At 64.3% G+C, this 26,140-nt stretch carries 42 protein-coding genes and 1 tRNA gene; 17 read left to right on the top strand and 26 right to left on the bottom strand.

The annotated features are described in order from the left end of the window. Nucleotide 1: 1 nt before the first annotated feature. The 8 genes from RCF13_RS17105 to RCF13_RS17070 all read right to left on the bottom strand — a co-directional run bounded on the left by RCF13_RS17105 (nt 2) and on the right by RCF13_RS17070 (nt 6,878). Nucleotides 2–1,363 carry a S49 family peptidase gene (locus tag RCF13_RS17105; RefSeq protein WP_308141384.1) on the bottom strand — a complete coding sequence of 454 codons (1,362 nt, stop codon included), beginning with the start codon at nt 1,361–1,363 and terminating at the stop codon, nt 2–4. Then, nucleotides 1,353–2,834: a phage portal protein gene (locus RCF13_RS17100; protein ID WP_308141383.1), complete on the bottom strand. Its 1,482-nt coding sequence runs from the start codon at nt 2,832–2,834 to the stop codon at nt 1,353–1,355. Before RCF13_RS17100 ends, RCF13_RS17105 begins: the two co-directional genes overlap by 11 nt. After that, a complete protein-coding gene (locus RCF13_RS17095) occupies nt 2,827–3,042 on the bottom strand; it encodes a hypothetical protein (RefSeq protein WP_049461274.1) in 216 nt (71 codons plus the stop codon). The genes RCF13_RS17100 and RCF13_RS17095 overlap by 8 nt, the downstream gene beginning before the upstream one ends. A 1-nt stretch (nt 3,043) precedes the next feature. Beyond that, nucleotides 3,044–5,083: a terminase gpA endonuclease subunit gene (locus tag RCF13_RS17090; protein WP_234413089.1), complete on the bottom strand. Its 2,040-nt coding sequence runs from the start codon at nt 5,081–5,083 to the stop codon at nt 3,044–3,046. 22 nt (nt 5,084–5,105) lie between these two features. Beyond that, a complete protein-coding gene (locus tag RCF13_RS17085) occupies nt 5,106–5,609 on the bottom strand; it encodes a DUF1441 family protein (protein ID WP_308141382.1) in 504 nt (167 codons plus the stop codon). A gap of 257 nt (nt 5,610–5,866) precedes the next feature. Continuing rightward, the gene (locus RCF13_RS17080) at nt 5,867–6,232 is read right to left on the bottom strand and encodes a DUF6527 family protein (RefSeq protein ID WP_308141381.1); all 366 of its coding nucleotides are present in this window, start codon (nt 6,230–6,232) and stop codon (nt 5,867–5,869) included. Next, complete coding sequence (locus tag RCF13_RS17075; RefSeq protein ID WP_308141380.1) at nt 6,229–6,525, bottom strand: hypothetical protein; 297 nt, start codon at nt 6,523–6,525, stop codon at nt 6,229–6,231. Before RCF13_RS17075 ends, RCF13_RS17080 begins: the two co-directional genes overlap by 4 nt. Further along, on the bottom strand, nt 6,501–6,878 hold the full coding sequence (locus RCF13_RS17070) for a hypothetical protein (protein WP_308141379.1): 378 nt from the start codon (nt 6,876–6,878) through the stop codon (nt 6,501–6,503). The genes RCF13_RS17075 and RCF13_RS17070 overlap by 25 nt, the downstream gene beginning before the upstream one ends. Before the next feature lie 94 nt (nt 6,879–6,972). On the opposite strand from RCF13_RS17070, the gene RCF13_RS17065 reads away from it, so the two are divergent. Further along, nucleotides 6,973–7,323 (top strand): hypothetical protein, encoded by a 351-nt coding sequence (locus RCF13_RS17065; protein WP_308141378.1) that lies wholly within the window; start codon nt 6,973–6,975, stop codon nt 7,321–7,323. Nucleotides 7,324–7,515: 192 nt separating this feature from the next. Here RCF13_RS17065 and RCF13_RS17060 read toward each other — a convergent pair whose 3' ends face one another. Together RCF13_RS17060 and RCF13_RS17055 are read right to left on the bottom strand one after the other, a co-directional pair. Continuing rightward, the gene (locus RCF13_RS17060; RefSeq protein ID WP_032129818.1) at nt 7,516–7,830 is read right to left on the bottom strand and encodes a hypothetical protein; all 315 of its coding nucleotides are present in this window, start codon (nt 7,828–7,830) and stop codon (nt 7,516–7,518) included. Beyond that, the gene (locus RCF13_RS17055) at nt 7,827–8,315 is read right to left on the bottom strand and encodes a glycoside hydrolase family 104 protein (RefSeq protein ID WP_308141377.1); all 489 of its coding nucleotides are present in this window, start codon (nt 8,313–8,315) and stop codon (nt 7,827–7,829) included. The genes RCF13_RS17060 and RCF13_RS17055 overlap by 4 nt, the downstream gene beginning before the upstream one ends. A 1,023-nt stretch (nt 8,316–9,338) precedes the next feature. Here RCF13_RS17055 and RCF13_RS17050 point away from each other — a divergent pair. Then, entirely contained in the window at nt 9,339–9,995 is a 657-nt protein-coding gene (locus tag RCF13_RS17050; protein WP_308141376.1) for a hypothetical protein, read from the top strand. A 20-nt stretch (nt 9,996–10,015) separates the two neighbouring features. On the opposite strand, the gene RCF13_RS17045 is transcribed toward RCF13_RS17050, so the two are convergent. The 10 genes from RCF13_RS17045 to RCF13_RS17000 form a co-directional block, all read right to left on the bottom strand. Beyond that, nucleotides 10,016–10,549 (bottom strand): hypothetical protein, encoded by a 534-nt coding sequence (locus RCF13_RS17045; protein WP_308141375.1) that lies wholly within the window; start codon nt 10,547–10,549, stop codon nt 10,016–10,018. Nucleotides 10,550–10,800: 251 nt separating this feature from the next. Beyond that, nucleotides 10,801–11,592 carry a phage antirepressor KilAC domain-containing protein gene (locus tag RCF13_RS17040; protein WP_308141374.1) on the bottom strand — a complete coding sequence of 264 codons (792 nt, stop codon included), beginning with the start codon at nt 11,590–11,592 and terminating at the stop codon, nt 10,801–10,803. Continuing rightward, entirely contained in the window at nt 11,585–12,112 is a 528-nt protein-coding gene (locus RCF13_RS17035; protein WP_308141373.1) for an HNH endonuclease signature motif containing protein, read from the bottom strand. Before RCF13_RS17035 ends, RCF13_RS17040 begins: the two co-directional genes overlap by 8 nt. After that, nucleotides 12,102–12,662: a hypothetical protein gene (locus RCF13_RS17030; protein ID WP_308141372.1), complete on the bottom strand. Its 561-nt coding sequence runs from the start codon at nt 12,660–12,662 to the stop codon at nt 12,102–12,104. The genes RCF13_RS17035 and RCF13_RS17030 overlap by 11 nt, the downstream gene beginning before the upstream one ends. Further along, nucleotides 12,662–13,192: a hypothetical protein gene (locus tag RCF13_RS17025; protein ID WP_064239322.1), complete on the bottom strand. Its 531-nt coding sequence runs from the start codon at nt 13,190–13,192 to the stop codon at nt 12,662–12,664. Before RCF13_RS17025 ends, RCF13_RS17030 begins: the two co-directional genes overlap by 1 nt. Then, nucleotides 13,179–13,733, bottom strand: coding sequence for a hypothetical protein (locus RCF13_RS17020; protein WP_246864199.1), 555 nt, complete (start codon nt 13,731–13,733; stop codon nt 13,179–13,181). Before RCF13_RS17020 ends, RCF13_RS17025 begins: the two co-directional genes overlap by 14 nt. Nucleotides 13,734–13,755: 22 nt before the next feature. Then, the gene (locus RCF13_RS17015; protein WP_308141371.1) at nt 13,756–14,757 is read right to left on the bottom strand and encodes a YdaU family protein; all 1,002 of its coding nucleotides are present in this window, start codon (nt 14,755–14,757) and stop codon (nt 13,756–13,758) included. Beyond that, nucleotides 14,757–15,047 carry a hypothetical protein gene (locus RCF13_RS17010; protein WP_064239324.1) on the bottom strand — a complete coding sequence of 97 codons (291 nt, stop codon included), beginning with the start codon at nt 15,045–15,047 and terminating at the stop codon, nt 14,757–14,759. Before RCF13_RS17010 ends, RCF13_RS17015 begins: the two co-directional genes overlap by 1 nt. A 92-nt stretch (nt 15,048–15,139) precedes the next feature. Continuing rightward, entirely contained in the window at nt 15,140–15,466 is a 327-nt protein-coding gene (locus tag RCF13_RS17005) for a hypothetical protein (protein ID WP_064239325.1), read from the bottom strand. Then, nucleotides 15,463–16,065, bottom strand: coding sequence for a hypothetical protein (locus RCF13_RS17000; RefSeq protein ID WP_064239326.1), 603 nt, complete (start codon nt 16,063–16,065; stop codon nt 15,463–15,465). The genes RCF13_RS17005 and RCF13_RS17000 overlap by 4 nt, the downstream gene beginning before the upstream one ends. Nucleotides 16,066–16,191: 126 nt before the next feature. Between RCF13_RS17000 and RCF13_RS16995 the strand changes: the two genes are divergently transcribed. Then, nucleotides 16,192–16,425: a hypothetical protein gene (locus tag RCF13_RS16995; protein ID WP_308141370.1), complete on the top strand. Its 234-nt coding sequence runs from the start codon at nt 16,192–16,194 to the stop codon at nt 16,423–16,425. A 98-nt stretch (nt 16,426–16,523) separates the two neighbouring features. Here the strand turns inward: RCF13_RS16995 and RCF13_RS16990 are convergent, their stop codons facing one another. Then, nucleotides 16,524–16,760 (bottom strand): Cro/CI family transcriptional regulator, encoded by a 237-nt coding sequence (locus tag RCF13_RS16990; RefSeq protein WP_308141369.1) that lies wholly within the window; start codon nt 16,758–16,760, stop codon nt 16,524–16,526. Nucleotides 16,761–16,837: 77 nt separating this feature from the next. Between RCF13_RS16990 and RCF13_RS16985 the strand changes: the two genes are divergently transcribed. After that, entirely contained in the window at nt 16,838–17,545 is a 708-nt protein-coding gene (locus RCF13_RS16985; protein WP_308141368.1) for a helix-turn-helix transcriptional regulator, read from the top strand. A 2-nt stretch (nt 17,546–17,547) separates the two neighbouring features. Here RCF13_RS16985 and RCF13_RS16980 read toward each other — a convergent pair whose 3' ends face one another. Together RCF13_RS16980 and RCF13_RS16975 are read right to left on the bottom strand one after the other, a co-directional pair. Then, the gene (locus tag RCF13_RS16980) at nt 17,548–18,222 is read right to left on the bottom strand and encodes a hypothetical protein (RefSeq protein WP_308141367.1); all 675 of its coding nucleotides are present in this window, start codon (nt 18,220–18,222) and stop codon (nt 17,548–17,550) included. Nucleotides 18,223–18,432: 210 nt separating this feature from the next. Continuing rightward, on the bottom strand, nt 18,433–18,882 hold the full coding sequence (locus RCF13_RS16975; protein ID WP_180885110.1) for a hypothetical protein: 450 nt from the start codon (nt 18,880–18,882) through the stop codon (nt 18,433–18,435). A 97-nt stretch (nt 18,883–18,979) separates the two neighbouring features. Here RCF13_RS16975 and RCF13_RS16970 point away from each other — a divergent pair, with 97 nt between their 5' ends. The 7 genes from RCF13_RS16970 to RCF13_RS16940 all read left to right on the top strand — a co-directional run bounded on the left by RCF13_RS16970 (nt 18,980) and on the right by RCF13_RS16940 (nt 22,089). After that, complete coding sequence (locus RCF13_RS16970; RefSeq protein WP_308141366.1) at nt 18,980–19,495, top strand: hypothetical protein; 516 nt, start codon at nt 18,980–18,982, stop codon at nt 19,493–19,495. After that, nucleotides 19,492–19,776 (top strand): winged helix-turn-helix domain-containing protein, encoded by a 285-nt coding sequence (locus RCF13_RS16965; RefSeq protein WP_180890545.1) that lies wholly within the window; start codon nt 19,492–19,494, stop codon nt 19,774–19,776. Before RCF13_RS16970 ends, RCF13_RS16965 begins: the two co-directional genes overlap by 4 nt. After that, nucleotides 19,773–19,997 carry a hypothetical protein gene (locus RCF13_RS16960; RefSeq protein WP_308141365.1) on the top strand — a complete coding sequence of 75 codons (225 nt, stop codon included), beginning with the start codon at nt 19,773–19,775 and terminating at the stop codon, nt 19,995–19,997. Before RCF13_RS16965 ends, RCF13_RS16960 begins: the two co-directional genes overlap by 4 nt. A gap of 190 nt (nt 19,998–20,187) precedes the next feature. Then, a complete protein-coding gene (locus RCF13_RS16955; RefSeq protein WP_308141364.1) occupies nt 20,188–20,433 on the top strand; it encodes a hypothetical protein in 246 nt (81 codons plus the stop codon). Between the two features lie 19 nt (nt 20,434–20,452). Continuing rightward, nucleotides 20,453–20,659: a hypothetical protein gene (locus RCF13_RS16950; RefSeq protein WP_064239336.1), complete on the top strand. Its 207-nt coding sequence runs from the start codon at nt 20,453–20,455 to the stop codon at nt 20,657–20,659. 10 nt (nt 20,660–20,669) lie between these two features. After that, nucleotides 20,670–21,122, top strand: coding sequence for a hypothetical protein (locus RCF13_RS16945; RefSeq protein WP_308141363.1), 453 nt, complete (start codon nt 20,670–20,672; stop codon nt 21,120–21,122). Nucleotides 21,123–21,231: 109 nt separating this feature from the next. Then, nucleotides 21,232–22,089 (top strand): hypothetical protein, encoded by an 858-nt coding sequence (locus RCF13_RS16940; RefSeq protein WP_308141362.1) that lies wholly within the window; start codon nt 21,232–21,234, stop codon nt 22,087–22,089. Between the two features lie 16 nt (nt 22,090–22,105). Here RCF13_RS16940 and RCF13_RS16935 read toward each other — a convergent pair whose 3' ends face one another. Continuing rightward, nucleotides 22,106–22,885, bottom strand: coding sequence for a hypothetical protein (locus tag RCF13_RS16935; RefSeq protein WP_308141361.1), 780 nt, complete (start codon nt 22,883–22,885; stop codon nt 22,106–22,108). A 34-nt stretch (nt 22,886–22,919) separates the two neighbouring features. On the opposite strand from RCF13_RS16935, the gene RCF13_RS16930 reads away from it, so the two are divergent. Genes RCF13_RS16930 through RCF13_RS16905 form a run of 6 tightly spaced genes read left to right on the top strand, consistent with a single transcriptional unit; the run spans nt 22,920 to nt 25,577 of the window. Next, nucleotides 22,920–23,069 (top strand): hypothetical protein, encoded by a 150-nt coding sequence (locus tag RCF13_RS16930; protein WP_308141360.1) that lies wholly within the window; start codon nt 22,920–22,922, stop codon nt 23,067–23,069. Then, complete coding sequence (locus RCF13_RS16925; RefSeq protein ID WP_308141359.1) at nt 23,066–24,037, top strand: site-specific DNA-methyltransferase; 972 nt, start codon at nt 23,066–23,068, stop codon at nt 24,035–24,037. Before RCF13_RS16930 ends, RCF13_RS16925 begins: the two co-directional genes overlap by 4 nt. Next, nucleotides 24,034–24,360, top strand: a complete 327-nt coding sequence (locus RCF13_RS16920; protein WP_308141358.1) for a hypothetical protein — start codon at nt 24,034–24,036, stop codon at nt 24,358–24,360. The genes RCF13_RS16925 and RCF13_RS16920 overlap by 4 nt, the downstream gene beginning before the upstream one ends. Next, nucleotides 24,357–24,929 carry a hypothetical protein gene (locus RCF13_RS16915; protein ID WP_308141357.1) on the top strand — a complete coding sequence of 191 codons (573 nt, stop codon included), beginning with the start codon at nt 24,357–24,359 and terminating at the stop codon, nt 24,927–24,929. Before RCF13_RS16920 ends, RCF13_RS16915 begins: the two co-directional genes overlap by 4 nt. Then, complete coding sequence (locus RCF13_RS16910; RefSeq protein WP_308141356.1) at nt 24,926–25,336, top strand: hypothetical protein; 411 nt, start codon at nt 24,926–24,928, stop codon at nt 25,334–25,336. Before RCF13_RS16915 ends, RCF13_RS16910 begins: the two co-directional genes overlap by 4 nt. Further along, entirely contained in the window at nt 25,323–25,577 is a 255-nt protein-coding gene (locus tag RCF13_RS16905) for an AlpA family phage regulatory protein (protein WP_308141355.1), read from the top strand. The genes RCF13_RS16910 and RCF13_RS16905 overlap by 14 nt, the downstream gene beginning before the upstream one ends. Nucleotides 25,578–25,654: 77 nt before the next feature. Here the strand turns inward: RCF13_RS16905 and RCF13_RS16900 are convergent. Continuing rightward, nucleotides 25,655–25,730 (bottom strand) — tRNA-Ile (locus RCF13_RS16900). Between the two features lie 40 nt (nt 25,731–25,770). Next, the gene (locus RCF13_RS16895) at nt 25,771–26,082 is read right to left on the bottom strand and encodes a hypothetical protein (protein ID WP_134968291.1); all 312 of its coding nucleotides are present in this window, start codon (nt 26,080–26,082) and stop codon (nt 25,771–25,773) included. Between the last annotated feature and the right edge of the window lie 58 nt (nt 26,083–26,140).

Here is a 26,140-nt window from a genome sequence, read left to right as displayed (position 1 = left end):
GTCAGTTACCTCGGTTCTTGTAGATGTTGTTGGGGTTCAGCTGCGCCTTCATTTCGGCGGCTCGTTGATCGGCCATGGAGGCCGGGTGTGCGGTGACGACCTGAGTACTCCGGCCCTCTTCCGCCTTCATCGACAACAGCTGTGCACGCACCGTGTCGAGGTCGGTGTTCTTCTCGATGAAGCTGGCCGCGATCGTGTCATCGCCACGCAGTGCAGCCGCGCATGCATCCTGGACTGCGGTCGCGTACTCGATCGCGCTTGCCGCCTGCTCACCCTGCTGCATCGGGCGACGCAGCAATGCCACAGCGAGCGCCGGCGGTAGATCGCTGGAAGCGACCGCGGCAGCCAGCGCGGCTGCCGGGTTCTCCAAGACGGCTGCCGGCGGCGCGAGTGCGGCCTCGGGCACCAACGGCGTTGCCGCTGCCTCCGGCTCGTCGTCCGGATCCGGGCCGCCCGGCGCGGGCGGCGGTGCCGCTTCGGCCGCGCCGAGGTGCGCGATCAGGTCGTGCCAAGTGCCGAGCCGGGTAGCAAAACCCACCGCCACAGCGGCCTGGCCGCGGTAGCAGGCCGCCTCTGTGGCGCGCACCGCTTCGGCTTGCATGTCGAGGTTGCGCGCCACGGTATCGACGAACAGCGTGTACATGTCCTCCAGATCCTCCATTGCCTCTGCGTGCGCTTCCTCGCTGAGGGGGAAGTTGGGGTTGAAGTCGACCTTGCGGGCACCTGCGAAAAGCGGGGTGACCTTCAGGCCGATCTGTGCGTTGTTGCCACTCCAGTCATGGTGGAAGCGGACCACGCCCACCGACCCGACGCCGCCGGTGCGGCTGATCCAGATCTCGTCGCAGGCAGAAGCGAGGGCGAAACCAGCGGAGTACGCATGGTCATCGACGAGCGCATACACCGGCTTCCGGCCACGCGCCTCGAAGATGTGGTCGACCAGGTCGAAGCAGCCAGACGCCATGCCGCCCGGGGTGTCCAGCCGCAGGATGATGGACGTCACCGCATCGTCGTTGAGCAGTTCATCGAAGGTGTCACGCACCGCGGCATAGCTCACCGGACCTGGGCCGCTGGCGCCGGGCATCGGCCGGTTGACCATTGCACCGGACAGGTTGATCACACCGATCAGTTTCTGGGCGACACCCACCGGCTGCCCGTCGGCGCCGGACACTTCGAAGCGGTCGGCCTTCAGCACGCTGTCGTCGCTGGTGACCTTCCCCTCCAGATAGCCGCCCACCAGTGCCTCGCCGATGGTCGGCTGCACCAGCAACGGCTGATTGAGGACCGCGGCAGCGAGCGAGGCCACCACAGGCGCACGGCTGCCGCGACCCAGCATTCGGGCCAAGAGGCCAGGCTTACTCGTCATCGTCATTCCCTTCATCGTTGTTGGCGCCAGGGGCGCCGGGTTTGTCGTCCTGCCGGGCACCGGAGGCGTTCGTACGCCTCGGGTCGCTGTCGTAGCGAAGCCCGGCCGCGTCTGCGCGCTCGTTGTCCAGCGCCTGCTCAGCGTCGACCTGTTCGGGATCCTCGCCAGCTCCCAGCACCACCTTGCTGCGCGATTTGAAGCCCGCCCGCACGGCCTTGAGTTCGGACGTCACGTCCTGCACCGGGTGGCTCCACGGCCAGCCCTCGGGCACCCACAGGGTTTCGGTCACATCGTCGCGAAGGGCCGCATACCGTGGCACCTTCAGTAGGCCGGCCAGCACTGCCTGATCAATGAAGGCGTCGCGCACCTTCTGGCAGAACATGGGAATCATGTAGAGCCACTGGTCCTGCTCGATGACACGGCGGAACTCGTTGAGGATCAGGCGCAGCGCGCGGTCGGAGACGTTGCGTAAGTCGCCGGTGAGCACCTCGTAGGGCACGTCCTGGCTGGCGCAGATCGCCAGCAGGTGACCACGCAGGAACTCCGCATAGTCAGAGCCGGCACTGGGCGGATTGGCGAAGTCGATTTTCCGACCCGGCGGCAGCTCCTGCAGCGTGCCGGGTTCCAGGCCACCGATGGCCATTCCATCGACGTCCTCACCGGTGATCAGATCTCCGACGGCATCGCCCTCGTCGCCATCAGCGCTGGCATCTGATGTGATGAAGCCTGCGAACAGGTTGGCCAGCGCCTGCCGTTCCAGCACCGCGTCATCGAGGCGGTCCAGGTTGAACATGCGCAGCAGAGCCGGAGCGGAGCGTGGTACGCCCCGCATCGCACCGGCGCGGCTCGGCCGGAAGAGATGCAGCACCTGCTCCGCAGGCACACGCACCAACTCGTTGCCGTTGACGGTCTGCTGCAGATCCCCGGGATGTTCCCGGTACATCCAGTAGGCCACGCGGCGCCCGATGCGATCGACCTCAATGCCTTGTCGAATCGCGTTTCCGTTGCTGGCCACGCCGTTGTAGTGCTGCGGGCACTGCTCCGATTCGATCAGCTGCACCTGCAGCGGCACCGGCAAGCCGTCCTCGGGCCGCCGGTAGCGGAGCCGGGCGAACACCTCGCCGGCTTCGTTCCACTCGCGCCAGGACAGCGCCTGCAGGCCCTCCCAGCCCAGCACGCCGTCGGCATCAGCGTACTTGCCCCAGCGGGTCCACAGCTTGGTGAGCTTCTTCTTGTGCTCCTTCGACCCCCAAACTGGCTTTGCCTGGATGCCCGTGGCGATGCCGTTGGATACGCTCTTGTTGAGCGCGCTGACCATCCACGGGTCATTACGTGCCAGATGCCGTGCCCGGGCCAGCAATGTGGACAGGCCCGTCAATGCGGCATTGGGCCCGAGCGAGGTCGGCCGGAAAGTGCGCAGGCGTCGGCCATTGCCGGCGCCGCGGTAAGGGCCTTCGGCGATATCAGACATTTCCGGTCCCCGACTGGTAGAGGCGCACGATGCGGCGACGCCGTGGCGCGCCTGAAGCTTGGCCAATCTCGTCCCGCATCTGCTTCAGCAGCCGCCGCATCGAGTCCAGGCTCTGGTAAGTCACAGTTCGGTCGGCGTAGCGGACGCTCAGGACGCCCGCCGAGATAGCTGCCTCCAGCTTCGCGACCTGTTCTTTGGTAAATGCCATATCAGCGTCCCAGGTACTTGCTTCGGATGACGCGGCGGGTTCGCGTGCGCGGCGTTGGCGCCGGCGCGACGTCGTCTGCCCTCACGTCTGGGTTGTCGTCCCACGGCGCGGCCCATGCCGGCGGCGCGGTCCAGTTGATGGCCGGAACCTTCAGCCACAGCGCCATGCCTTCGGCATAGCCGCACAGGTCGAAGGCTTCGTTGCGGCGCTTGGCCAAGTTTTCCCAGCCTCGGGCCGTCCTCGATTCGGCCGTCAGCTCCGCGTAGAACGCCTCGGGCAGCCAGTCGGGAAAGTGGTAGTAGCCCGGCCCGGGCTCGGCCCGCTTGATGTTGGCGTCCACCGTGTCCTTCAGTCGGTCCACGTTGAGCAGCAGCTGCGGCACATCGCCCTTCGACCCTGATTTGCGGTCCCGGCGCTTGCTGCTGTCCGGGAAGGTCTCCCGGAACAGCCCACCCTCGCGGCGCGCGTCGCCCTTGATCAGCCTGACCCTGGCGTGCAGCTTCCTGGCCTTGAGCGAACGCCAGAACTCCAGCGCGCGCACCGAGGTGCCCGACTTGCCGCCCCAGTCGATACCCACCGCATGCACCGGCATGCTGCGGCCGGTGGCATCGTCCAGCGGGTAGCGCCGGCTGATGACCTTTTCGACCAGGCGTTCCCAGTCTTCCAGGTACTTCGGCGGGTCCAGTGGCAGGAAGCCGCCCGAACCATCCTCCCGCTTGGAGGTGCGCAGGGTGAAGGAATCGACCACCCAGCGCTCCAACTGCCCGGATTCTCCGATGCCGAAGCCCAGCACCAGCACGACGAACCGGTTGGCCTGGACGTCGACCTCACCGAGCAGGAAACGCACGCCCGCCGGCACAGCGCCCGCAGGCCAGACCTCGGCCCGCTCCTGCATCTCGTTCGGATCACTGGCAGAGCGCGCTGCCATCGGCACGTAGTTGATCGCGCCGTCGACGTTATGCGTCGTCTTCAGCGGCCGCTCTTCACCGGTGGTAGCGAACGTCCGCAGCGCCTGGAAGTAGCGCTCGATCAGCGATTCCCAGGACTGGTAGGCGGCTGCAACACCACCCAGCCAGTAGCTGGCGATGCGCGCTTCCGGCCTTTCACCGGTGACCGTTCCGTCGGCGTGCACGACCTGGCCCTCCGCAGCCCACACGCCGCTGCGGTTCATCCCGTCCTTCCACCGGTGCTGCAGGCCCACACCGCAGTGCGGACAGTGCAGCAGCGAGTAGTGCCGCGCCATCTTCTGCACGTCGTCCAGCACGACCCGTTCGAGCAGTTCCTCCATCGGCGGTAACGCGAAGCCGTCATAGCCTGGCGCTGCCTGAAACCGCTCGCCGCACTCCGGGCATGGCCAGTACCAGCGTCGGCGGTCGCCGCGCGCGTACAGCGCCGCGATGCCGGCCGCCGGCGGACCTTGGTGTGGGTGCAGAGGCTTCCACGCACCGTCGGCGTAGTCGGTTGCCGGGCTCGATTCGGCCACCACCATGCCGGCGGACATGTAGGTCTGCGTGCGCTTCAGGCCAAGGCCGAAGCACTCGTCGATAGTCAGGTCGCCGGTGTAGTTGTCCACGTCCGTCATCAGGACGTCGTGGATGTCCTTGCCCGACAGCACCGACACCGACGGCCAGCCCATGCGCAACGACATTCCCGACCGGAAGAACTTCAGCAGGATGTTGTCGTCGTGAGCACGCGGGCTCAGCCTGGAGCGCAGCTCCGGGCTGGCGGCGATGCTGCGGGCGATACGGGTCTTGCTGTAGTCCTCGGCCGCATCCTTGGACATCTGCACAACCATGGCGTCGGCCGGGTTGCAGGTGATCAGGTAGGCCAAGCGCGCATCGATCAGCGAGATGGTCTTGCCAGACCGCGCCGGCCCTACGAACACCACCGCCTCGTAGTGACGGCTACCGGTCGTGTCCAGCGGCTCGACCATGTAGGGCGTCGTGTCCGGATCCCAAGATCCGGCGGCGCCGGCGGCATTGGCCACCTGCAGCACGCGCGCTCCCTCGCTCACCCTGATGCGGCGCGGCGGCCGGATCATCTCGGCAACGCCTTGGCGCACGCTACGCGCTGTCGCGTACGTCGTCATCGGTGATGCCCTCGTACATGGATTGCCGGACGCGATCGCACTCGTCCTGGACCTTGACCACCTGCTCCGGCGTGAGCCCGGCCTTGCGCTCGAGCACGTCGGGCAGCGTGTCGAAGAACTGCACGACCTTCTTCACCAGCTCGGCGTAGTCGGCCTCGACCTCTGCGGCCGGCACCAGCTGCCCGATGGTCGACTCGACCTTCAGGCGCTCGTTCTCCGACTGGTAGTAGGCGCGGCGCTCCATCGGCGGCAGATCGCGCGGATCGACCACGCCCTCCGCGCCGAACGCCGCGGCACCCGGGTTCACCAGCGCCGGTGCTACATCGGCCAGACGATAGACGTCGTGCCCAGCGCGCTTGGTCAGCGGCGGGACGCCGGCCTCCTTCAGCCGCTTGCTGGCCGTTCGGCGGTCCATTCCGAACTCATCCGCCAGCCTGGCCACGGACCAGCCCTTGGTGAATTCGTGGATGTCGGCCATGTGCTACCCGATGCGCAACCTATTCAGCTATGAAAATGCGGTTTCTCCCGGGAAAATCCGCCAAAACCGTGCCCTGTGGTGGAGCACCATAGAGGCCGAGAAACTGTCTTTGACCGGGGTCCGAATTCCCCCCGGTTGCTGTGGATAAGCTCAGGGGCCCCGCCCCATTCAGCCTTCTGTGGATATCCTGTTGACATCCGCCCATCCCGTTCAGTTTCGCGTTCACGCGAACCAATGTGAAACATTGTTGTGGAACATCAGGGCGCGACTGCAGGCAGCGGCACCGTCTTCCCTGCCATGGCGTGGGTGCAGTCGCTCAGGAACTCGATCTGTCCGCCGCGAACGAACGAATGACAGGTGTGGCACATGCTGATCCCGTCCTCGTCAGGGCAGCCCTTGTCACAAGGCTCAGCGATACCCCTTCGGCGCTCCTGATCGTGCCAGTCAGGCTCATAGCAGCAGCCGCCACGCGCCAAGATCGACGGCTCCAGCGTCGGCCGGTCGGTGCTGCCGTTGAAGCGCCATGCACTCGGCCTGCCATCGACGGGGAGTGTGTGGTGTAGGTTGCAGCCAGGGCATTTGAAGGTCAGCAGTCCGTCCCTGATCTTCACTACGTCGGTCACGGCCCAGCCTCGGACGCGGAGTTGGCCAGCTGTCGGATCTCGCCCATGCGGCTGTCGCAGTCCTCCAGGGTCAGGAGGTTGGCGTTGTAGGCATCGACGACAGCCTCCACGGTGCGTGAGCTGGCGCGCTTGGCGGGGCAGCGAGCCGTCAGTGCCGCAGGTACAGCCACGGTGCGCTCGACCGGCACATAGACGACCTTCGGCAGGTCGGGCTTCTCGGCCTTGCTGCAGCTGCCGAACCCGCACAGCGGCAAGGCCGCAGCCAGGATCACAGCAACGGAATGGCGTCGCATAGGTTCTGCTCCAACTGCTGCCGGCATCCCGGCTGGGTCTTGGCCACCTGCAGGGCCTCCTCTACCTGGATCGCGCGGCGTTTGCTCTGCTCCGCTGCCGCTTCAGCCCGGCGCGCAGCCTCATCCGCAGCGGACTTCTGGCGGACCGACTCATCGATGGCCGCCTGGGTCTGGCGGTTTACGTCCTCCAGCAGCAGCCCGCAGGCGTTGGCCGCGCGCAGGTTCTCGGCCGCGTCAGCTTCCGCTGCAGCGCGCGCCTGATCGGCCTTGGCTATGGTGGCCTGGTCCTTGGCGGCTCGACGATCGCTACCGTGCTGGCAGCCCGTGACGAACAGGCCACCAGCCAGCGCCAAGGCCGCCAGCGCCTTAAAAAGGTCAGCGTAAGGGCGTAGTGGGTCCAACATGGGGCACCTATATGTAATGGGGTCGCCCTCCCTGGAGTAGGCTGTGCCTGCCACCAACACAGCCCGCATGGAGGGCGACATGAATCAGGGGAGCTCACCGATTGACATGTTGGAACTGGCCAAACGCTTGGAAACGCTTGAGCGCAGCCACAGCAGGCTGAGCGCGCGAACGATGGCGCTGCAGCAGATAGTCGATGTGCTGGCATGGGGCTGCTGGCACGGGCCGAGCGAGGTATCCAAACGACTCCTGGAATCGGGACAAAAGTCGCTAGCAGCCATCAACACGTGGCCCGAAGAGCTACAACAGGAGGCGGTTAACGTCTGGAATCAGGCTTACAGACAACTGGCCGACCCGGATGCCGGCGCGTCGTTCATCGCGGTTCGCCCCGAGTAGCGCCAGCCGCGTCGATCCGAACTTCCCCATACGCCACCCTAAAGGGGCCGTCGAGAGGCTCGGATGAGCACGAATTTCCGTACCCCACCGCCCTGGGTTCGCCCTGGGCGGTTGCATTGATTCTCGCGCTCTCCGCATGGCTTGGCCTCAACAGCCAATGGCGCAGCCACAGCCGTGGATTCCACTTATCGTTCATTCCGAACCCCCTGCTCTGATCGTGTCGCTGTCCGGATCAAACGGCGGCGGCTCCAAGCCGGCCGCGCGCATCAGCCCCTCCAGCCTGTAGATGTGGCGGATTAAGCGAAGCTCCCTGGCTTCCATCCGCCCAACTCGCTCACCCAGCCGCGTCACTTCCTCGCGCATCAGTTGGATCACGTTGACCTCGGCCCCTTCCCTGGCTGTCTCTACAAACTGCTTGCGCCACCACAGCGCCACACCGCCAGCGCCTACCATCAGGCCGCCAACTGCTGTGCCAATGGCCTGCCAGTCCACGTCGACCCCGATCACGGCGCCACCGTCCCGCCGGCCTTGCGGTACACGGCTAACAGGTCGGCAATCTTGTGTTCGTGCTGGCCGTAACCAGCGCCCGGCAGGCTGGCCCAGATGTTGCTGACCGCCTTGATGGCTTCCCGGATCTTGCCCGCCTGGATCAGCGGCAGCGCGCGGCGCTCACGGATCTGCTGCAGCGCAATCAGATCCTGGCTCAAGGGCGAAAAGTCCTTGAGGCCGAGCGTCTTCTTGTACGCATCGTAGTAGCGGCGCAGCAGCTGGTACCGGCCGGCTGCGGTTGACTGGATCTTGAGCTTCGGCAGGTCCACCAGCACGCGAGGATGGTCAGCGTAGCCCCGAAACAAGCCACCACCGACCAGCACGTCGTAACCGCGGTCGTTCGTGGGCTGCCTGCCGTTGTCCGTCCCTTCGGACCAGGCGAGCATGTCGAGAAAGGCCACGACGTTCACGCCGCCAGCCTGTTGGGGAGTGATCTGCGTCATTTCGGTTCCTGCAGAGGTTCAGCCCCGCCGCGTAGGCGGAGCACGGTACACAGCCAGACCCGGTGCCTGGCTAGGTTGTATAGATGAGCTCGCTCCGCTGAGCGCCCACGCCGCCGCTAACGGTTCGAGCTGGGACACTGAGGCGAGTGAAGCGGTTGAACACTGCGCGCGCTCTCAGGGTAGCGGCAGGGGCTTAAGCCAATGGGACGGGCCGAAACGCGCGAACTGCGGCGGCGCTTGGGTGCTTGCATGCGCGCCCATCTGGCAACCCGCCCAGAAACGACGAACCGCAGGTGACTGGACCTCCCGAGTCCAGGCCTGCGGCCGTTGAGTGGAACGGATCGGAATCTCGCCCACGGTATCGATTGCACACCAATCCTGGTTCCCGCTGCAACTGCGGTAAGGTTCCTTACCGCATTCGATCGAGTGCGGTAAGTTTCGCGACGACTGCGGTAATGTTCCTGAACATCAGCCCAGTCCGCATGATGGTGCGCCCCCGCAGCCTATAACGAAATCTTAACAAAAACCTATCCGGATGGCTTAAAGTTCGCTCTCGCAGGGGGGCCATAACTTGAGCAAGAAGCACGGACCGTCTTCTCGGGAAGACTTGGTTAGGGAAAACGAACGCCTGAAGGAACGTCTGAAGCAGATGCAGACGTCCAGGCTTAGCAGCAACCTGGCTGCAATCGCAAAGCAGCTAATCAAGTACGGCACTCTGTGTACAGGCGGATGGCTGTCGATCCGAGAGATAGCCGGCAAGACGACCATCCTGAACGCAGCGGTAGACCTTTGCGGCAGCTTGGGGGACGTCATTAAGGAACTTGCACCTGCTTGGTGGGTCCAAATAGTGACTCTCGCCGCATGGCCCGTCTTCATTCGTTCTAACAAGCGTCTGCGTAGAGTTATTGCCGGACATGTTCAAAGAGCATCTAGAACCACGAAGGAACGTGAGACTGAATTGGATCCGGACAGATCGAGCAGCAACCTTGGGCACGACGGAGAGACCCACGAGAGGGACAGAATATGATCACGTTAATTAGTTCAGCGTTCGTAATCGCGCTCATTCTCGCGATCTGGCACGTGATTTTTAACGTTTACCCTCATTCCGCTATCGCGCTAGCGCGCTACAACTTGTTCGAACTTCGAGATGAGCTGTTCGATATGGCCGCCGAAGGAAAGCTGGACTTCAAGAGTCCTGGCTACAGGGCATGTAGGCAGATGATTAATGGCTTCATTCGCTATGCTCACGACATGAGCCTTATGCAGATGTTCACGACTCAACTTGTCGCAAAGATAAGAGGTCAGAAGATCAGCACAAAGGAATGGGACGCCGCTTTCGAACGTTTGGCGCCTGATGAACGCAAACTGGTTGATTCGGTTATGCGTAAGGCTATGGTGCACATGGTCAGGTTGCTGATCACGAAGTCTGTGATCCTGAGTGGAGTACTCACCCTGGTGCTGTCTATCGAGTACGTCTGCAAGAAGATTGCTCGACTATCCGCTGCTTTGAGCACCGCGTTTAAACGCAGCCCTGATCAGACGGTCAAGCTACCAGCGAGTGATGCAGTTATCCGTGAAGTGATGTCGAACTCCAGTGGGCGAAAGCTCAAGCTCGTGATGAAGAGAGAAGCCAAGCGTTACACCTCGCCAGGATTCGGCATGGAACTTTCTCCAGCCTAGTAGAGCAACAAAAAAGGCCCCTAAGTGGGGCCTTTTTTTGTAGGTGCTCCAAACAGTCGTCCCTTGAACTCTTGTCGGCCATCCTCCAGAGCCTGACGTAGTGCTGCGGTTGCCAATGCGTGCACCCGCAAGTACGCCCCCTTGCGCATCTTGGCTGCTTTCGCCGCATCCTGCGCAGCGACCCTTCGTTCAGGCCATACCAAGTCGTTGACAGCATCCTGCAGTACCAAGCGCATCCGCCAACGATCTGCCGGCTCGTCCATTCGAAGCGCGAGCTCGGCTCCATTTTGACGCTCCCACTGGATCTGTCGCATCACACGCCTAGCCAGCGCCCTCCCGAGCGAGGCTAAGGACACGCCCTGCCCCCGCAGCGCAACCGCTACAGCAGCCTGCTTGGCAACTGGATCTCGCATCAACCCGACGGCACCTGCGATGTCGGCGGACGACAATGGCTGTATGGACGACCGGCCGTTCGATGGCTCACGGTAGCTTCCGCCAACCAGCATGCGGGCGATCAGTTCGAGCGGGTCACGCTGCAGGGTCGGTTCTGCCACCGGCACTCGGTCGCGCACCACCCTCGCTGCTGGCGGCAGCGGAGGCGCGTGCTGTTTGTGTCCCCACGCCTTGGCCGCCTGAGCTTCCGCATCTGCGCCGACGCACAGCTCACTTTGGGCGCTGCAGCGCGCGCACACGACCTGCGCGGTGCGCCGGCTGCTGGCCCTGCCCCGCGCGCGCATGCGCACTTCGTCGCTGCCGCAGTTCCCGCACGGCGTCAGGGCCGCCACGGGCGCGGCTACTGCCGACATCAGGCCACCTCCGCAGCCGACTGCAAACCGGTGGCCGCGTCGGCCTGCGCCCAGGTCATCTGGTCACGGTCGATGCTCTCGGCCAGTCGTGACAGGCCCTTCGCGGTCACCAGCACCTGCTCGTACACGCGGTCCGGCTCGCCCTCCAGCCGCTGCACGCTGGCCTTGTGGGTCAGCACGCCCTGCTGCAGGCGTGTTTGGTAGGCCAGCCAGTTCTTGCTGCCCGCGCGGCGGTAGATCCAGCCGTGCTCGGACAGCCAAGCGAACAGCTGGCGCGGCTGGACCTGGAGCATCTTGGCCGCGGTGCTGATGTTGAAGGCACCGTCAGCCTGGGTCAGCCGCAGCAGCGCACGGACCTGCGGCTCCTGATACTGCACGCGCGCCTCAAGGATCTCGGCCTTCTCGCTGTAGGACAGCAGCAGCGCGCGTAGCGTCGCCGGATCGGTCAGCGCCTGCATCGGGTCAGGCGCCGCCGCCCCGGCCGCGAGCGCGTCATAGGCGCGGATCACCTGCAGGCTGAAGCTGGGACTGATCCACATGGCGTAGGCATAGACCAGCTCGCGCACCACGTAGCTGCCGCCGTAGCGGCCGGCCACCGAGTGCACCGGGTAAATCCGGGAATCACCGGAGTTGACCAGCTCGGCCACCAGTTCCTCGGTCTGCTTCAGGCGCTGCCAGTCGCTGGGCTGGTGGCGCTTCGCACCGCCGGATGCCTGGTGCAGATCGTTCAGGCAGAACCTGCCCACGTCGTCGCGGCGCACGGAGAACCCGCCGATCATCAGTTCATTCATCGCTGCTGCACTCCCGTTGTTCGGAACCGGCCCAACGGCGCCCGGTCACCACCATTGAAATTGCCGCCTCCGAGACACCGAACTGCTCAGCCATTCGCCGCTGAATGCCACGTCCACCACCCTGCACCAGGCGCCTGATGGTCCGCACTGATGATTCGTCAAGGACAGCAGCGCCGTTCCTCGACCCGTTTGGCGCCGTACCGTGCAGCTGCTTCATCGCCTCGTTCGCAGCATGCGAGACGTACATCAGATTGGCTGATCGGTTGTCATGGCCGTCGCCGTTGATGTGGGCGACCTCTTGACCGGGCATCGCCGCGCCGTGGAACGCCCGTGCCACGAGACGGTGCACGAGGTGCTTCTTGCCATCGATCGCGACCTGGAGGTATCGGCCACCGCTGCAGAGGAGACCTTTAACCACACGCCACTGGGCGCGCTTCGACCCTTTGCCGTTGATCGGCCTGCAGCAGTACACCACGCCAGCTGCGTCCACTCCGTACCCGGGTTCAACTTCAATGATCATGGCTCGGCTCCTTCCACCCGATGTGTTCTTCATCCCAGCCACCGTCTGCGCTTGGCCAGACGATCTTGATTCGAAGCATGGGAAATGCCGCTGCGGCGACTTTGACCTTCACCTTTGCGTCGTCTTCGGCAAAGTACTTGCCCCCCTTCGAGCGCCCCTTGACCTCGACCAGCAAGAGCTCGCCATTGGCCAGCTGAACCACGAAGTCCGGCGTGTACCTGGTGTCCTTGGCCAGCTTGAATGTCCAGCACTCGAAGCCAAACCACAGGATCTCCCCTCGCTGTCTCATTGCGTGCAACCAGTCGGCGTAGGACTGCTCGGTCTTGTTCATTTCCCCGATCTGATGACGCACGCGACCGCGAGCCGCCTTGCCGCTAGGGGTAGCGTTTTCGGCGAGCTGATCGACGGCTTTTGGCCGGTAGGCGCGCGGCGCGGCCGGTGCTGGCCCCGCTGCCGGCGCACTGGCCTGCAAGAGGCGGCGCATGCCTTCCGGCATGTCCTGCACGGTTGCGTAGCGCAGGGAACGGCTGGATGTCTTCTTCGGCGGCATCAGGCAGATGCCTCCATAGCGCTCCACACGCGCATTGCTCGCTGCCGGAATGCGTCGAACTCCTGCCGGGCGCGTTGCTGCGCGGCCTGGTGCTCGCGGTCCATCTGCTCGAGCATGCAGTCGAATTCGACGTTAAGCAGTGCCATCAGCTGTTCCATGGACAACCCGCCGCGCGTGCGCTGCCCCGATGGTGGCGCGAGCATTGGCATGGCCAACTGCTGCTGACCCGAGGGCGGCGCCGGCGCACGCTCTACGCGGCCGGCCTCAGTCGCCGCCCACGTCGCCACCGGCCGCCCATCGCGGCCGCTGTCGCGGTTCTCGCACCTGCGCACCAGGCCATCACCGTCCAGCTCTCGCAAAAGGCCAGCCACGGCGGCCGTGCTCAGCAGCATCACCTCGCGCGGCGCGCCTGACTCGAGCGCGGCGTTGCCCATCAGCTCCAGGGCCTCCGCTGCAGTGCTCTCGCCGTGGATGCCCAAGCAGAACAGCAGCAGCTGCCGCTGGTAGGCGCGGATTTCAGCCGGCTCCATGCGTGCCTCCGAAACCCAGATCCGCCGCGGCCTGCGCCATGGCGCTGCGCGCGGCGTCGCGGTTGCGCACCACGTGCAGTTCTGGCTTGGGTGCAGGCAATGCAGCCATCGCCTCGGGCACGGCGCCGCCGTCCATGACGTGCTTCACCGCCCTCTCGTAGGCGTTGGCCAACATGCGCTGCTGCTGCGCGCCGCTCTCGGCCGTGGCGTAGGCGTGCAGGTCCAGATTCGACCGCACCAGCACGGTGAACCCGCTATGTGCCTGGCCGGGTCGCATCTGGCCATCGACCTCGGCCAACGACGGCACGCCCAGACACATGGCTCGGAACTGCCCGGGGTTCGGCGGCCACTGCAGCGCACTGCGCAGGCAGTTGCCCATACCGTCGGCGACCTGTCGTGGGGTGATGCCAACCAGCACCTGGAACCACAGTTCACCAGCGGTGGTCAGGCTCCCCGCGTTGTTCACCGGGGCCGAGCCGTTCTCACGCACCCACTTCCCGGGAAACATGCCGGCCATCCGTTCCCACACCGTCCACAGCATGCTCACCGCGCGCTGGTCCGGCTCAGTGGTGGACGGGCTCGAACTCGACGTCGATGACGTCGCCGCCCGTTCCGCCAAAGCCGCCAATTCCCGCGCGCTGCTCGAATTGTCGCCGTTGCTCTGTGACCTGATCGGCAGAACCTGGCTGATGGCTTGCATTGGTGCCTCCGGTGGTATTGGGGTTTGCGGGCATTGCGCCTGCCGCATGGCGGTTGCGGGCGGTCTTGATTGCCCAAGGGAACGGGTTCGTGACCGGTGGCGATCGCGCCAGCCCTTCAGCGACCGTGTGCCCCAGCGTCTCCGGCGTCACACCCTCCTTCAGGGCGGCCAGCAGGTCGGGGTGGCTCGGGTTGGTGGAATGGCAACCGGCCTTGCGCATCAGCAAGCACGCACGCCCCGCGTCGGTCACGCCTCCCAGAGATCCTTGAGTGAGATGTGATGTATCTGGAGTAGTAATGGGGTCTGGGGTCTGGGTACCCGTGTTCACACCTGTGTTCACACCACCTGTCACGCGTGACTCTGCGTGACATGTCACGCGTGACAACTGGTCGAGCGTCACGCGTTCGTCGCCCGTGACATGCGTGACATGGAGCGCCTTCAGCTGTGCCATCGTGACCATCCCGTCCGGCACGACGCCGACCGCGCGCAGGTCTTCGAACAGCATGGTTCTGCGTGCTCGGGTCCGCGCCTGGCGCTCAGTTTCATTGCTCTTTCGGGCATCGCGGCGGCCTTGGCCCTCGGCAATACGGCCTTGCGCCTTGGCAATTTGCTCATCGCAGCGCTTGCTGTGCCGCAAACCGTCTTCTGCCAAGGGGAAGTAGCGCTCGGCGACCTTCTTGACCGCAGCCTTGTCCGCCGCAGTGATTGCGCCGGCGATGATGTACAGCTCGGCCAGGCTCTCTGGCAGCGCCTGCTCTTCCGAGTAGTACGCCAGCATCAGCTTGAAGTAGACGCCGTGGTCGGTCACGGACAGTCGGGTCGTGTCCTTGAGGTAGTCGCCCGGATACATCTCGAAGTAGATCATCAGGGTTCCCCGGCACCGTGCTTGCCGCGTGCCGCAGCACCGGAGCTGCCAATCCTGGTCAGCTCATGCTCGTTGGGCGGCAGCGTCTCCAGCCGGTATGTCTCACCCAGGCTGTTGCGCCAGCGGTACGCTGTGGCGCGGCTCACGCCGAAGTGCCGAACAATGGCCTCGACGGTTGGGAAATCGCTGAGCTCGACTGCCCAGCGCATGAATTCCATGACGATCCTGGTGGTGTTGTAGCCGGCAAGGGCGTGCTGGGGCGCGCTGCGCCGCTGCTTCTTTTCAGACATCGCGGCGGCTACCGGAGCTACGGTCGGCTCTCGCTCAACCGGAGCGGTGCGGAGCGCAGGGCCACAGCGCAGACCGAGGGTCGGACTGATGTTCATCCTGTCGCCCCCGCATGACCCGATACGGGAACCTCACGCCCCATCGCGGTGCTCAGCTGCCGCAGGCCGGGAAGCCGCCGCCTGGCGGCCGCCGGATCGTTGAGGTCCTGCAGCGCGAGCTGCCAGCGATATGCCGTCGCGCGCGAAAGGCCGAATCGCTTCTGAAGTGCATCAACACGCACCGGCTGCGGCTGCTCTTTTGCCCAGAGGACTACATCCACCATGGGCAGAAGCGGCACCACACTCTCGGGGATTCGACGGCCGGCACTGTCGAATTCGCTGACCACGGCGATTGCCCAGCTGACCATTGCACCGCCGCTCATCGCTGCGCACCCTGCACCGCTCGCGGCGCCAGATCCTGCAGGTGACCCGACACGTAGCGCTTGGCCGTCACCAGTTCCGCCTCGAGCTGACCGATCTCGTCCAGCGCGCGGCGCAGCTCAGGTATGTCCTTCGGGCAGATGCGGCCGTCGGCCAGGACGTTGGTGATCGCTTCGAGCGTGTGACCGAACTCCACCGACAGGCGGGCCACAGCCAGCACGCCGGCATGCGGCTCCATCATCGGAATACGGGCACCGAGAAAGCCATAGCGCTGGGCCAGTTCGCGCGAGCAGGCGTCGCGCCAGTGCGGCGGCAGCGCACGAACCCACGACTCTTCCAGGTCAACAGGCATCTTGACCGTGCCATTGCGGATGCGGGCAATGAGCTGGCCGTTGGACTTCAGCGCTTTTTCGGTGCTGTCGGCGTCTACACCGACATGGAAGTGCAGAATGCGCTCGGCTGGCGCTACGTCCGCCATGTACTGCTCGGCGATCGCCTGGGCAAGGCTGCTGTCGGTGTGGCCGCTGTTGCGGATGGCGTCGGTCGTGTGCCGGAACACCACCGCAGAGCGCGGCTCGTGGTACTGAGGATCAGGCTTCATTTACGCACCTCGGGAGGCGATGCAAAGTGGTCGCCATGGACAGGACGACCAATGTTTCGATTTGGGGTGCCGCACTCCCGGCGTTAAGCTTGATGTGCCAACAACAGAGCACGCAGGGAGTGCGACATGGAAAACGATCAGGTTTTGAGGACTTCACTGGAGCCCAAGCCCGGCAAACAGAACACGGTCAACAATCCCAACGGCCGGGACGTGGACGTCACGATCCGCTTCAACTCAGGTTCGTCGGTGACCTTCCTTTTGCCAGCCAACGTTTCGTTCTCGTTCGTGAGCGAGGGCGACGTTGCGGACATCAACATGGTGGTTCGGCCCCCGCTGACCGGGCCCACGGCCATCGACTGACCGAACGGCATAGCGGCCCTCGGCCAGCTTCTCGAGGCGCCACCCTGGTGGTAGCGACAGGGCAATTCGAATCGAATTCACATGCTCCGGAGGCATGGTCAAACCCCCTCCACTGGCACAATCCGGTCAGCGTCCGGGTCGTTTTCCGCAGGTCGCTCAAGCGCCTGGAAGTGGGCTGGCATCAGCACGAAGCGCAGCTTCAGCGCCCACAGATCGTCGATCTGCCCATCGGGCCACTGATAGACAGCCGACGGCGTGATTCCGAGAGCGCGTGCGAGCGCGGCGGCATTGCCGTCGTAAGCGGCAATGGCTTCTTCCTTGGTGATCCGGGGCATGTTCATGCCATCTATATAAGCACGCTTTCATTACGCGTGCAAGCACGCTTACTTAACGGACTAATAAGCTCGCTAACATGACTACAGCCCTCGCTATCCGCCTGAAGCGCGCACGAACTGAGTGCGGCATTACCGAACCCGCCGATGCCGCGCGTCGTGCCGGCATCACCGCATCAGCGCTCTACCAGCTGGAGGACGGCAAGACGAAGTCGCTCAGCGGCGAGACGGCGGTGAAACTGGCCCGTGTCTACAGGCCTTTCCGGGTCGAATGGCTGATCACTGGTGAGCTGCCCGAGCGCTCGGACGAGTCTCACGGGTCCTCGATATCAGACAGTGAGACACCCGCTGGCTATGTTCGCCTTCGAGTAATGGAAGGCGAGGCTTCAGGGGGCTTTGGCGCAATGAATCAGGATTACCCGGACGTGGTCCGGGAGCTCGACATCGCAGAGTGGCAGGTTCGCCAGCAGCTGGGGTTCGTGCCCGAGGGCGACCGTGTGCGCCTGGTGACCGTGCGCGGGGACTCGATGTATCCCGACATCAAGAATGGCGACGTGGTGTTCGTGGACGTCGCCAAGGATTACTTCGACGGCGATGGCCTGTACCTGATCAATCTGCATGGACTGACCTACGTCAAACGCCTGCAGCTGCTGCGGGATGGCCTGCATGTCATCAGCACCAACAGGAAGTACCTGAGCGAGGTTGTGCCGCCACAAGAAGCGGATCAGCTTCATGTGGGCGGAAAGATCCTGGGCCTGGCGCTGCTACGAAGTGCCCAAGAAGTCTGAAATCAGAAGGATTTAGCGCGCTGCTGCTGGCGCGCCGCTTCTCGAGCTTTGCCCTTCTCGGTATACACCAGGATGATCCCTGAGTTGACGGCTCCGACAATGCCGTTGAACTGGACATACGTGCCGGGCAGTTCCCAAACTGCTCTCGGACTAACGAAGTTGGCGCCAACACCGGAAACCAACTGCACTGTGTCGTGCTTTGTCGGCGCGCCCAGCTTCATTTTCAGCTGCTCGAACAGTTCTTGAGCATGCACGAAACCATCGGTCGAGATTGTCAGGCCTTCGACCACCCCGTTGACGACGACCGCCGTGACCGATCCTGTTCCAGTGGGCCTCTTGTTGCTGAGCGGCACCACCGTCAACAGGTCATTGTTGGTCGTGTTGGTCCGGGCCCCTGGCTGCATGCCGGTTGCCACCCAGCACGCTGACTTCGCAGCACCCAGATTGTAGACCGCCCCAGCATGCGGGATCTGCTCGCGCGGGCACTCGGGACCCAATGGCGCTCCAAGCGTGATGCCCATGAATTCAAACGGAGCCCCCGCAGTTGCAGCAAGGGAGCGCTCGACTGGGTTCGTCTCTTCCGTTCCCTCTTTGACGACAACCAACGGCTGCGCCGCTGCATTGGCCGCTCCTATGACTCCGCCGGCCAAAAAAACAAAGGCTTTCCGCCAGTCCATCTCTACATCCCCTGCTCCAATCAGCGATTAGCGTAGAAGTACGCTGAATAAGCGTGCTTGCATTCTCCGTATTAGCATGCTTTTATAGAGCCACAGCCGGCTTCTGCCGCCTACGGAGACCTAGCAATGCCCCTGACCCTCAGCACCAAGCGCACCGCCCGCGTCGGCCTGATAGCCATGAGGCCTTGGTGGTTGATCCTCCCCCCGCCACTACGCCGCTGGCTCGGTCTTTGCAGCCTCGAGCTGCATGTAGAGCTCACGCAGGCCGGTGCAGCGAGCCTTGATGCAGCGGCCATCCTCGGTCTCGGCCACGATCGTGATCGGCTTGAGCACAACTACTTCATTGAGTGTGGCACCGTGCACCGGGCCGATTGTCCGCTTCTTGCCAGGATTGAGCAGGAGCGGAAAACCTGGGTGTCCGTACTTGTCCGTGAGCCCTTCCGACCGCGTCTGAAGTTTCACACCCCCGGCCAAGCTCACCTTTTCGATCGACACGGGTATGCGCCCGGTGTTTACGAGATCGACAAAGAGCTCGAGCGATCCGTTCTTACCCATCTGCAAGCGCGGAATGACCTTCCAACGGACGGCTCCACGGCGGTAGGCGATCACGGTGTTGATCACACCAAGGACCGCGCCGAGCAGCGCGATGGCGAACGTCACGTAGCCCATCCAACCAACAGATCCCATCCCTCTGCCCCCTAAAAGTCCTTGGCGCAGAGCATAGCGCCCTGTGCCTTTCCCGAACCGGAGAGAGTTCATGCCCCTGACCCTCAGCACCAAGCGCACCGCCCGCGTCGGCATGGCCGCCTTGGCGTGCTTCATCGCCCTGGGCGTGGTTGCCTGGGCCACCCCCTCCGATGCACCCGCCGCGGCTACAGACGACGCGCCGAACGGGCTGGTGATCACCAGCCCCCGCATCTGCGCCGCTCTGGCTGTGTATGAGCTGGCCGCCGGGGACGATTGGGCACTGCGTGCCACCGTCGCCAACACGACCCTCAACGCCTTCCGCGATGCAGACCGGGTGCCCGACTGTGCGGCAGGCGTCACTGCGGCGCTGACGCAAAACTTCGAGCCGGCGCGCTGGCAGCTTGCCCTCGACGCGGCAGATGCCGTCCTGAGTGGCTCCTATGAGATTTCCCCGGCGGCATGCGTCCGGGCCAATGCGGTTGTCCCCCTGTCGACCGCAGACGGCAAAGAGCCGAGCACCTCCCCGGTGCTGGCCCGGGCGCAGTGCGTCATGCACGAACTGGCCTTCGTGGAGGTGGCGCCGTGATCACCGGCCTCCTTACCGAACCGCGCGCCGCGATGATCGGTACACAGCGCCTGCCCCTGAGCCCCACTGAATCTAGGGTGCTGCAGCTGATCATCAACGCAGGTGACACCCCGATCAGCCGCTTCCAGATCGAGCGGGAGATCTACGGCGCCTCCGGCCGCAAGTCGAACACCGTCGAGGTGACCATCTGCCGCCTGCGCCAGAAGCTGGCCCAGCACGGCTACCGCATCAATGCCACCCGCAGCCGTGGCTACACGATCAGCCAGGCCGGTGCAGCATGATCGCCGCCATCACCTACCCCCTCGCACAGCGCGCGGCCGTCGCCGCCAAGGCAGCCGCTACGGCCGCCACTGGTATGGGCTTTGACCCGAACCTGGTCGCCGCCGCCGCCGACGTTGCCGCGCGCGCAGTGCTGGAGCGCCGCGCCAGCGCCGGCCGAGCCATTGCCGACGTGCGCAAGAACCTTCGCCGCATGATGCGGGCACAAGGCGGTGCCGCATGAGGGCGCCTGCGATCAAGCTCCCAGCACCCGATCTGACGCCCGACCAGCGCGCGGCCTTGGAGCGCGCGAAGCGCCCCCGCCGCCATCCCTACCGTGTGAATTGCACGCACCAAGCGAGCGCGCAGCGTCAGCGCGAGGCGGAAGAGCAACGCCAGCGCGTCGCGCCGAACCTGCACAGGTTGGTGCGCTGATGGACGGCCTGCATCCGATCGGCGGCGGCCTGGACGCGGTGATCGTCAGCACGGCGGCACCTACGCCCGAAGAGAGGCTGCAGCGGTACGCGGCGGCAGTTGCTGCCCACCCGTGCCGCTGGTTCTCGCTGCGCGTGCAGTTCGGCCAGATCCTGCAGCGCTCGCTCAAGAACGGCACCCAGGTGGGCTACGCAGCGTGGCAACGGCAGATGCCGGCCCTCTGGCCACGCACACAACTCCGCTGACGCTTCGCCGGCAGCATCCATGGACCTCCGCAACCAACTCGACATCTTCGACCACGACCCAGCCCGCCTGGCCAAGGCCAACCGCGCCGCCGCCGAGCACGCACTGACCGATCCGTTCTTCTCCGCGAAGGTCCGTCAGGACCGCCACGACTACTACATCGCCGAAGCCAAACGCCTTGAGCGCTTGGCAGCCATGGCCGAGAAGCCGGCCACCACCGCAGCCTGAGATCTCCCGAATGAAACAGCCTCAGCCCAGCGACGCCAAATCTTCAACACCGATCCCCGACAGCGCGATTGAAGCGTTCCGCGCTGCCTACGCCATTCACGGTACCCAGAAGGGCTACGCCGAGGCCATCCGCGCCGGGCTCGCCGCCGCAGCGCCACTGATCAGCCATGACGCCATGCTCTCGCTCGAGGAGGATGCGCAGGCCTACTTGGTGCGCCAGCTGGACATTGCACTGAATGGTGAAGCAGCCGCAGCGCGCGAGCCAGTGCTGGCTGATCTTCTAAGCCAGTGCCAGGAAGAGGCTTCCCGCCGGCATGGCCCCGTGCTGAGGACGATGCCCGTCAGCACCGAAAACCACCTGAAGTCGGTGCTGAAAGACATGGCCCGTAGCGCGCACCACGCCAGTGACTTCGCGACGACGTTGCTCAATCTGATCAACACCAGGGAGGTGCACTGTGGCTGATCGCCAAATGGCTACCACCCCGGCCGCCCAGCCCTCTCCGCGTGGTCAGGGGGATGCGCTGATTGAAGCAGCGAGGATCGTAGCGAATGCCGCACACAACCGCGCCTTGATGAACGACATCCTTAGCGGCATGAGCACGCATGAAGCTCAATCTCTGAAATCCGCAATCCTCGCACTCGACGCCGCCATCGTCGCTCGCCAGCAGGTGGGGCGCAGCTTTCAGGCCGGCGTGGCCGAGTGGATGGGCCAGTGCTTCCTACCGTCGCTCTACAGCAACATGACCGAGCGCGGCGACCGCCTGCTGGAAGAGGTGCTGGAGCTGCTGCAGGCCCACGGCTACGACAACGCGCGCGTGGCCACCCTAGTCGACTATGTGTTCGGTCGCCCGGTCGGCGAGCCTGCGCAGGAAGTCGGCGGCGTCATGGTCACCCTTGCCGGCTACTGCTGGGTGGCGGGCATCGACATGCACGCTTCTGGCGACGCCGAGCTGGCCCGCATCAGCCAGCCCGAGGTAATGGCAAAGATCCGGGCGAAGCAGGAGGCAAATAACGCGCTGCGCTTCGACACACCGCTGCCGGGCAACGCCGCCCGCCAGCCGGTGGGGGTGGATGAAGCGACTGACCGAGCCTTGGACGAAATCATCGACCAGCGCGACCGCTGCGAAGAAGTAGCCGACGAGCTGGCCGATCAAATAGCTCGGATCACTGGCGTGGATATCGGCGAACACAGCAACGCCAACTGCCCGTGGCAGAACGCCATCGAGGCGGCCGAGGAGTACAAGCCGGCGCAGGCCGTGGACCTGGACGCGGTGCGCGAGGCCCTGCAGGCCGCTGAGGGGCTGGCAACCATCTGCGCCTCAGTTGATGGCTATTCCCGAGAGGAAGTGGCCGCCAGTGGCCGCGCGATGAAGCAGCAGTTTTCCGACGCACTTGCCAAGATCGACAGCCAGGCGGTGGGCAATGGCTGAGCGTTCGGACGAACTACTAGTCAGCGGCCCGATTGTCTCCAGCCGAGTGACCTTCATCGTTCGATTCCGCACGCGCAATACGGCTCGCGTCCACCCCGGAGTCAATGATGGCTTTGGCGCAAGCCAGACGAACCGACTCGAGATCCTCAGACAATACTTGGGTGGCAATACAAAGCACCTGATAGTGCTCTCTAGTGTTGGTTCGATCACGCCCATCGCGTACCGCAGCGCCCTTTCGATTGAGCGACCTGAGCATCGCGACACACCGCACCAACGCGGGCCCAATGGGATCATCGAGGTAATGAAGGCGATCAACAAGCTGATTGGTTATTGGAAACTCCACCTTTGTAAGCCTGTCGAGCATCGCCTGACGGAAAATATCATCGGTCACGAAAAGCTCATCTGCGAGTGGCCCATCCAGACGCCTATGAATGTCGGCGAGCTCTTTCTGGTTGTCAGTCACTTCTCCGTTGATCTGAACAAGCACCAAGGTCTTTTCTCGTCCTTCGCGCGTTTTCTGTCGCTTCTCCTCGTCCGCAGCAAGCTTCAGCGCAGCGTCGCTGGCGTTGTTAGCTGCGACGCCCAAACGATAGGTGAATACGCCCAATACGACCGTGGCAATTACCGCACCGATCGCACCAACTGCCGCAAACGCATCCCACCAAACCACACAGTCGCCCAGACCCGGGGTCATACAGGGGCTCATTCCGCTCCAGATCTGTGCCAGCAGGCCCCAGTCCAGAAGGTAAAAAATAATCAAACACATATCGAACTGCCGCTGAGGATCGGCCGGCATTCTGCCACGCCATCGCTACGAACGGAGGCAGCCCATGAATGACCAGCTGCTCACCGCTGCAATGGTCCATGTGTTCGCCCTAGCCTGGTTTGCGGCCGGCATCGCCACCCTGTGGGCGATCAGCCGCGCATGCCGCGCCGCGCGCAATGGGCTGCGCTGGTGCTGGCGGAGGTGCGCCGCATGATCCACGTCGGAGACTGCCTGGAAGTGATGCGCGGCATGGCCGCTGGCTCGGTGCAGACCTGCGTGACCAGCCCGCCCTACTTCGGCCTGCGCGACTATGGCGTGGCCGGGCAGATCGGCCTGGAAGACACGCCAGCCGAGTATGTCGCGCGCCTGGTCGCTGTATTCCGCGAGGTCCGCCGCCTGCTGCGCGATGACGGCACGCTGTGGCTCAACCTGGGCGACAGCTATGCCACCGACAGCAAATGGGGCGGATCGACTGGCGGCAAGGCTGCGGCCGCCCTGCATGGGCTCGGCGGCGGCGGCCGCAACAAGACGGCTACAGGTCTGCCTGACAAGAACCTGATCGGCATCCCATGGCGCGTGGCATTTGCGCTGCAGGAAGACGGTTGGTTCCTGCGCCAAGACATTATCTGGGCCAAGCCGAATCCGATGCCGGAGAGCGTGACCGATCGCTGTACGAAGGCCCACGAATACCTGTTCCTGCTGTCCAAGTCGCCGCGGTACTTCTTCGACATGGAGGCCATCAAGGAACCGGCCGCGGGTATCAACAACTACCCGCCGCAGGGTGGCCCTGTGCCCGGCGCTCCTGCGCAGTCTCGGCTGCGCCCCGCGGTGCCGCGCGGCGGCTTCGATGGCAAAACCAATGCGCTGCCGGGGCGCGAGGCCTTCCGGGCGACGTCGGAAAAGCGCCACAAGCGCAGCGTCTGGAACGTGGCCACGACACCGTTCAAGGAGGCGCACTTCGCCACCTTCCCCGAGCAGCTGATCGAGCCGTGCATTCTGGCCGGCTCGCCCGCCGGCGGCCTGGTGTTGGACCCCTTCATGGGCGCTGGCACAACCGCGGTGGTCGCCGAACGCCTAGGCCGGCAGTGGCTGGGCTGCGAGTTGAACCCCGAATACGCCGCAATCGCCGAAGCACGACTCCGGGTCGCACAGCCTAGCCTTTCGTTTGGAGACGTCGCATGAGCCCCGGCCGCAATGCTGCATCTATCCGCGCTGCTCTGCGCGACGCTGTTCCCGCCCACATCACCGCGCGTGACATGATCCGCCGTCACTGCCGGGAGCACGGCAAGCAGCTGGCATGCCTTGCGCCCGCCTGGGGCTGCCAAGTATTCAGCGTTTGGCGCGCGTTTGGCCGAACGTCCCGCCCCCTGCAGCCGCATCAGGTTGAGGGCGCGATCACAACGCTGCAGCTGGACGAGTTCGACGCCAACGAGCTGCGCCTGCGTGCAGCTCGCGAGGCCGGGTGGAACATAGATCCCAAGATGCTGCTCGAGGGCGGAGCATGAGCGGCGATGCTTCGACCATCACCACAGCACCGCCGCCGACGGCGAGTGACGCTGTGCGCGAGATGCAAGCCGCAGGCCGAGCCGGTCACGCAGTGCCGGCCGATCAGGTGAATAGATGGGCCACCACGCTGATGTGTCTGTTTGGCCAGCAGCGGTCCGTCAGGCTCGAGCAATGGGGCGGATCGTTCTGGTATCAGATCGATGATAAACAGTGGTACCGGGCCCTTGCAGCTGGCGAACGAGTGCGGGCGCTTTATACCCAGCCTTTGCTCCACGAGCTCCGCAGGGCTGGGGAGGATCGTGATCACATCTGGTCGGCGGACCGAACGCACTGCACCGTTTGTAACGACCCTTTCGATTGGGCCGATCCGTACTGCAACCCGCCCAAGCCGCCGGCGCCTATCGCGCTGAAACCCCAGCCGTTCAATCCCTCTTGGGTTCTCCCGCTGCTCGACCGACTGGAGCGAGCGTTGAAGCGTGAAGGCAAGCGGGAAAGGGACGAGTGGGGTTTCCGAATTGCGCAGCTGCGTAAATCTATCGATGAGCATACGAAGGAGAAATCCCATTGACCGTTGAGCACATCAAGGCCGCCGCAGGCGAGCGGTCACCACTAATTCACCAGCAGCGCGCAGCCATAGCGGTTGCAGCAGCGCTCGAAACCGCCCTGACCAGCACGCGCCCCGCCAGCGGCGGCGGCCGCGCATTGACCTTCACGTTTGCCGGCGAGCCGCAGCTGCAGGCCGCGTGCGACGCCTGGCGTACATACGCCCTCGCCACCATCGACGCGCCGGCGCCACTGGCGGCGACGGCAACCCAGCGGCTGTCGGCCCAGATCGGCCTCGCCCTTTTCGATGACCCCACAATGGACCTGACACAGATCGCAAACCTTGTGACCACGGCACGGTCGGATTCGCACACTGCGCTGCTGTTGGCGCCCACCACTGAAGTAACGGAGGCCCGAGATGGGCGCAGCTGAGAACTTCCCCGAAGTCCTGCTGAAGCTCGAGCAGGTCGAAGCCCAGACCGGGATGAAGAAGAGCTACATCTACCGCGAGATGGAGAAGGGCACTTTCCCGCCCAGGCATAAGGTCGGCGGCGGAACTCGCTGGTACCAGAGCGACATACAGCGTTGGATCCGCGCACGCAGGAGCGCACCGCAGTGGACGCCCGAGGATGTGGGGCGGCCAGCGGCCAACTGCGACAGCAGCGGATCATAAACGGTCACCGAGCGGTCACCGCGCGGCACTGGCTTGACGAAGAAGGCACTGCGGATGATCCTAAGTGCCTGATTCGATGGTGGGCCCATCAGGATTCGAACCTGAAACCAAGGGATTATGAGTCCCCTGCTCTAACCGTTGAGCTATAGGCCCTGCGCAGCGCCACAGTGTAGTGGAGGCCACGCTCGATCGGCTACCCGGCAGCTGCAAGAGCCTCACCAACACGCCCCAACCGCTTCTCCGCCACGTCCGCAAACCACATCTGCCGCCGCAGATGTGCCTGGAACAGCGCCACCGTCCTCCTGGCCTCTTCCAGTGCCTTCTGGTTGCCGCCGTCAAAGCCCTCGACCAGTTCCGCACCAGACAGCGTCAGCAACGCATACGTCGTGCGGCGGGCAAACCCCAGCCGATCCTCACGCTCATCCTGCATCACCTCATCCCAATCAAGCAGCGACGAAAAATCAGTCTGCCGGGAATCAGACAGATCGTGCTCCACATCATTCATGGCGTTACTCCGGATGCATGGCAAATCAGTGCCGCAGGCCGCATGTGATGTACGTGAC

It is taken from the genome of Stenotrophomonas maltophilia group sp. RNC7 (assembly GCF_030910085.1).
GTDB classification, from domain to species: Bacteria; Pseudomonadota; Gammaproteobacteria; order Xanthomonadales; family Xanthomonadaceae; genus Stenotrophomonas; species Stenotrophomonas sepilia.
Note: the sequence above shows the minus strand (reverse complement) of the source record. Positions and strands in the feature narration are given on the sequence as shown.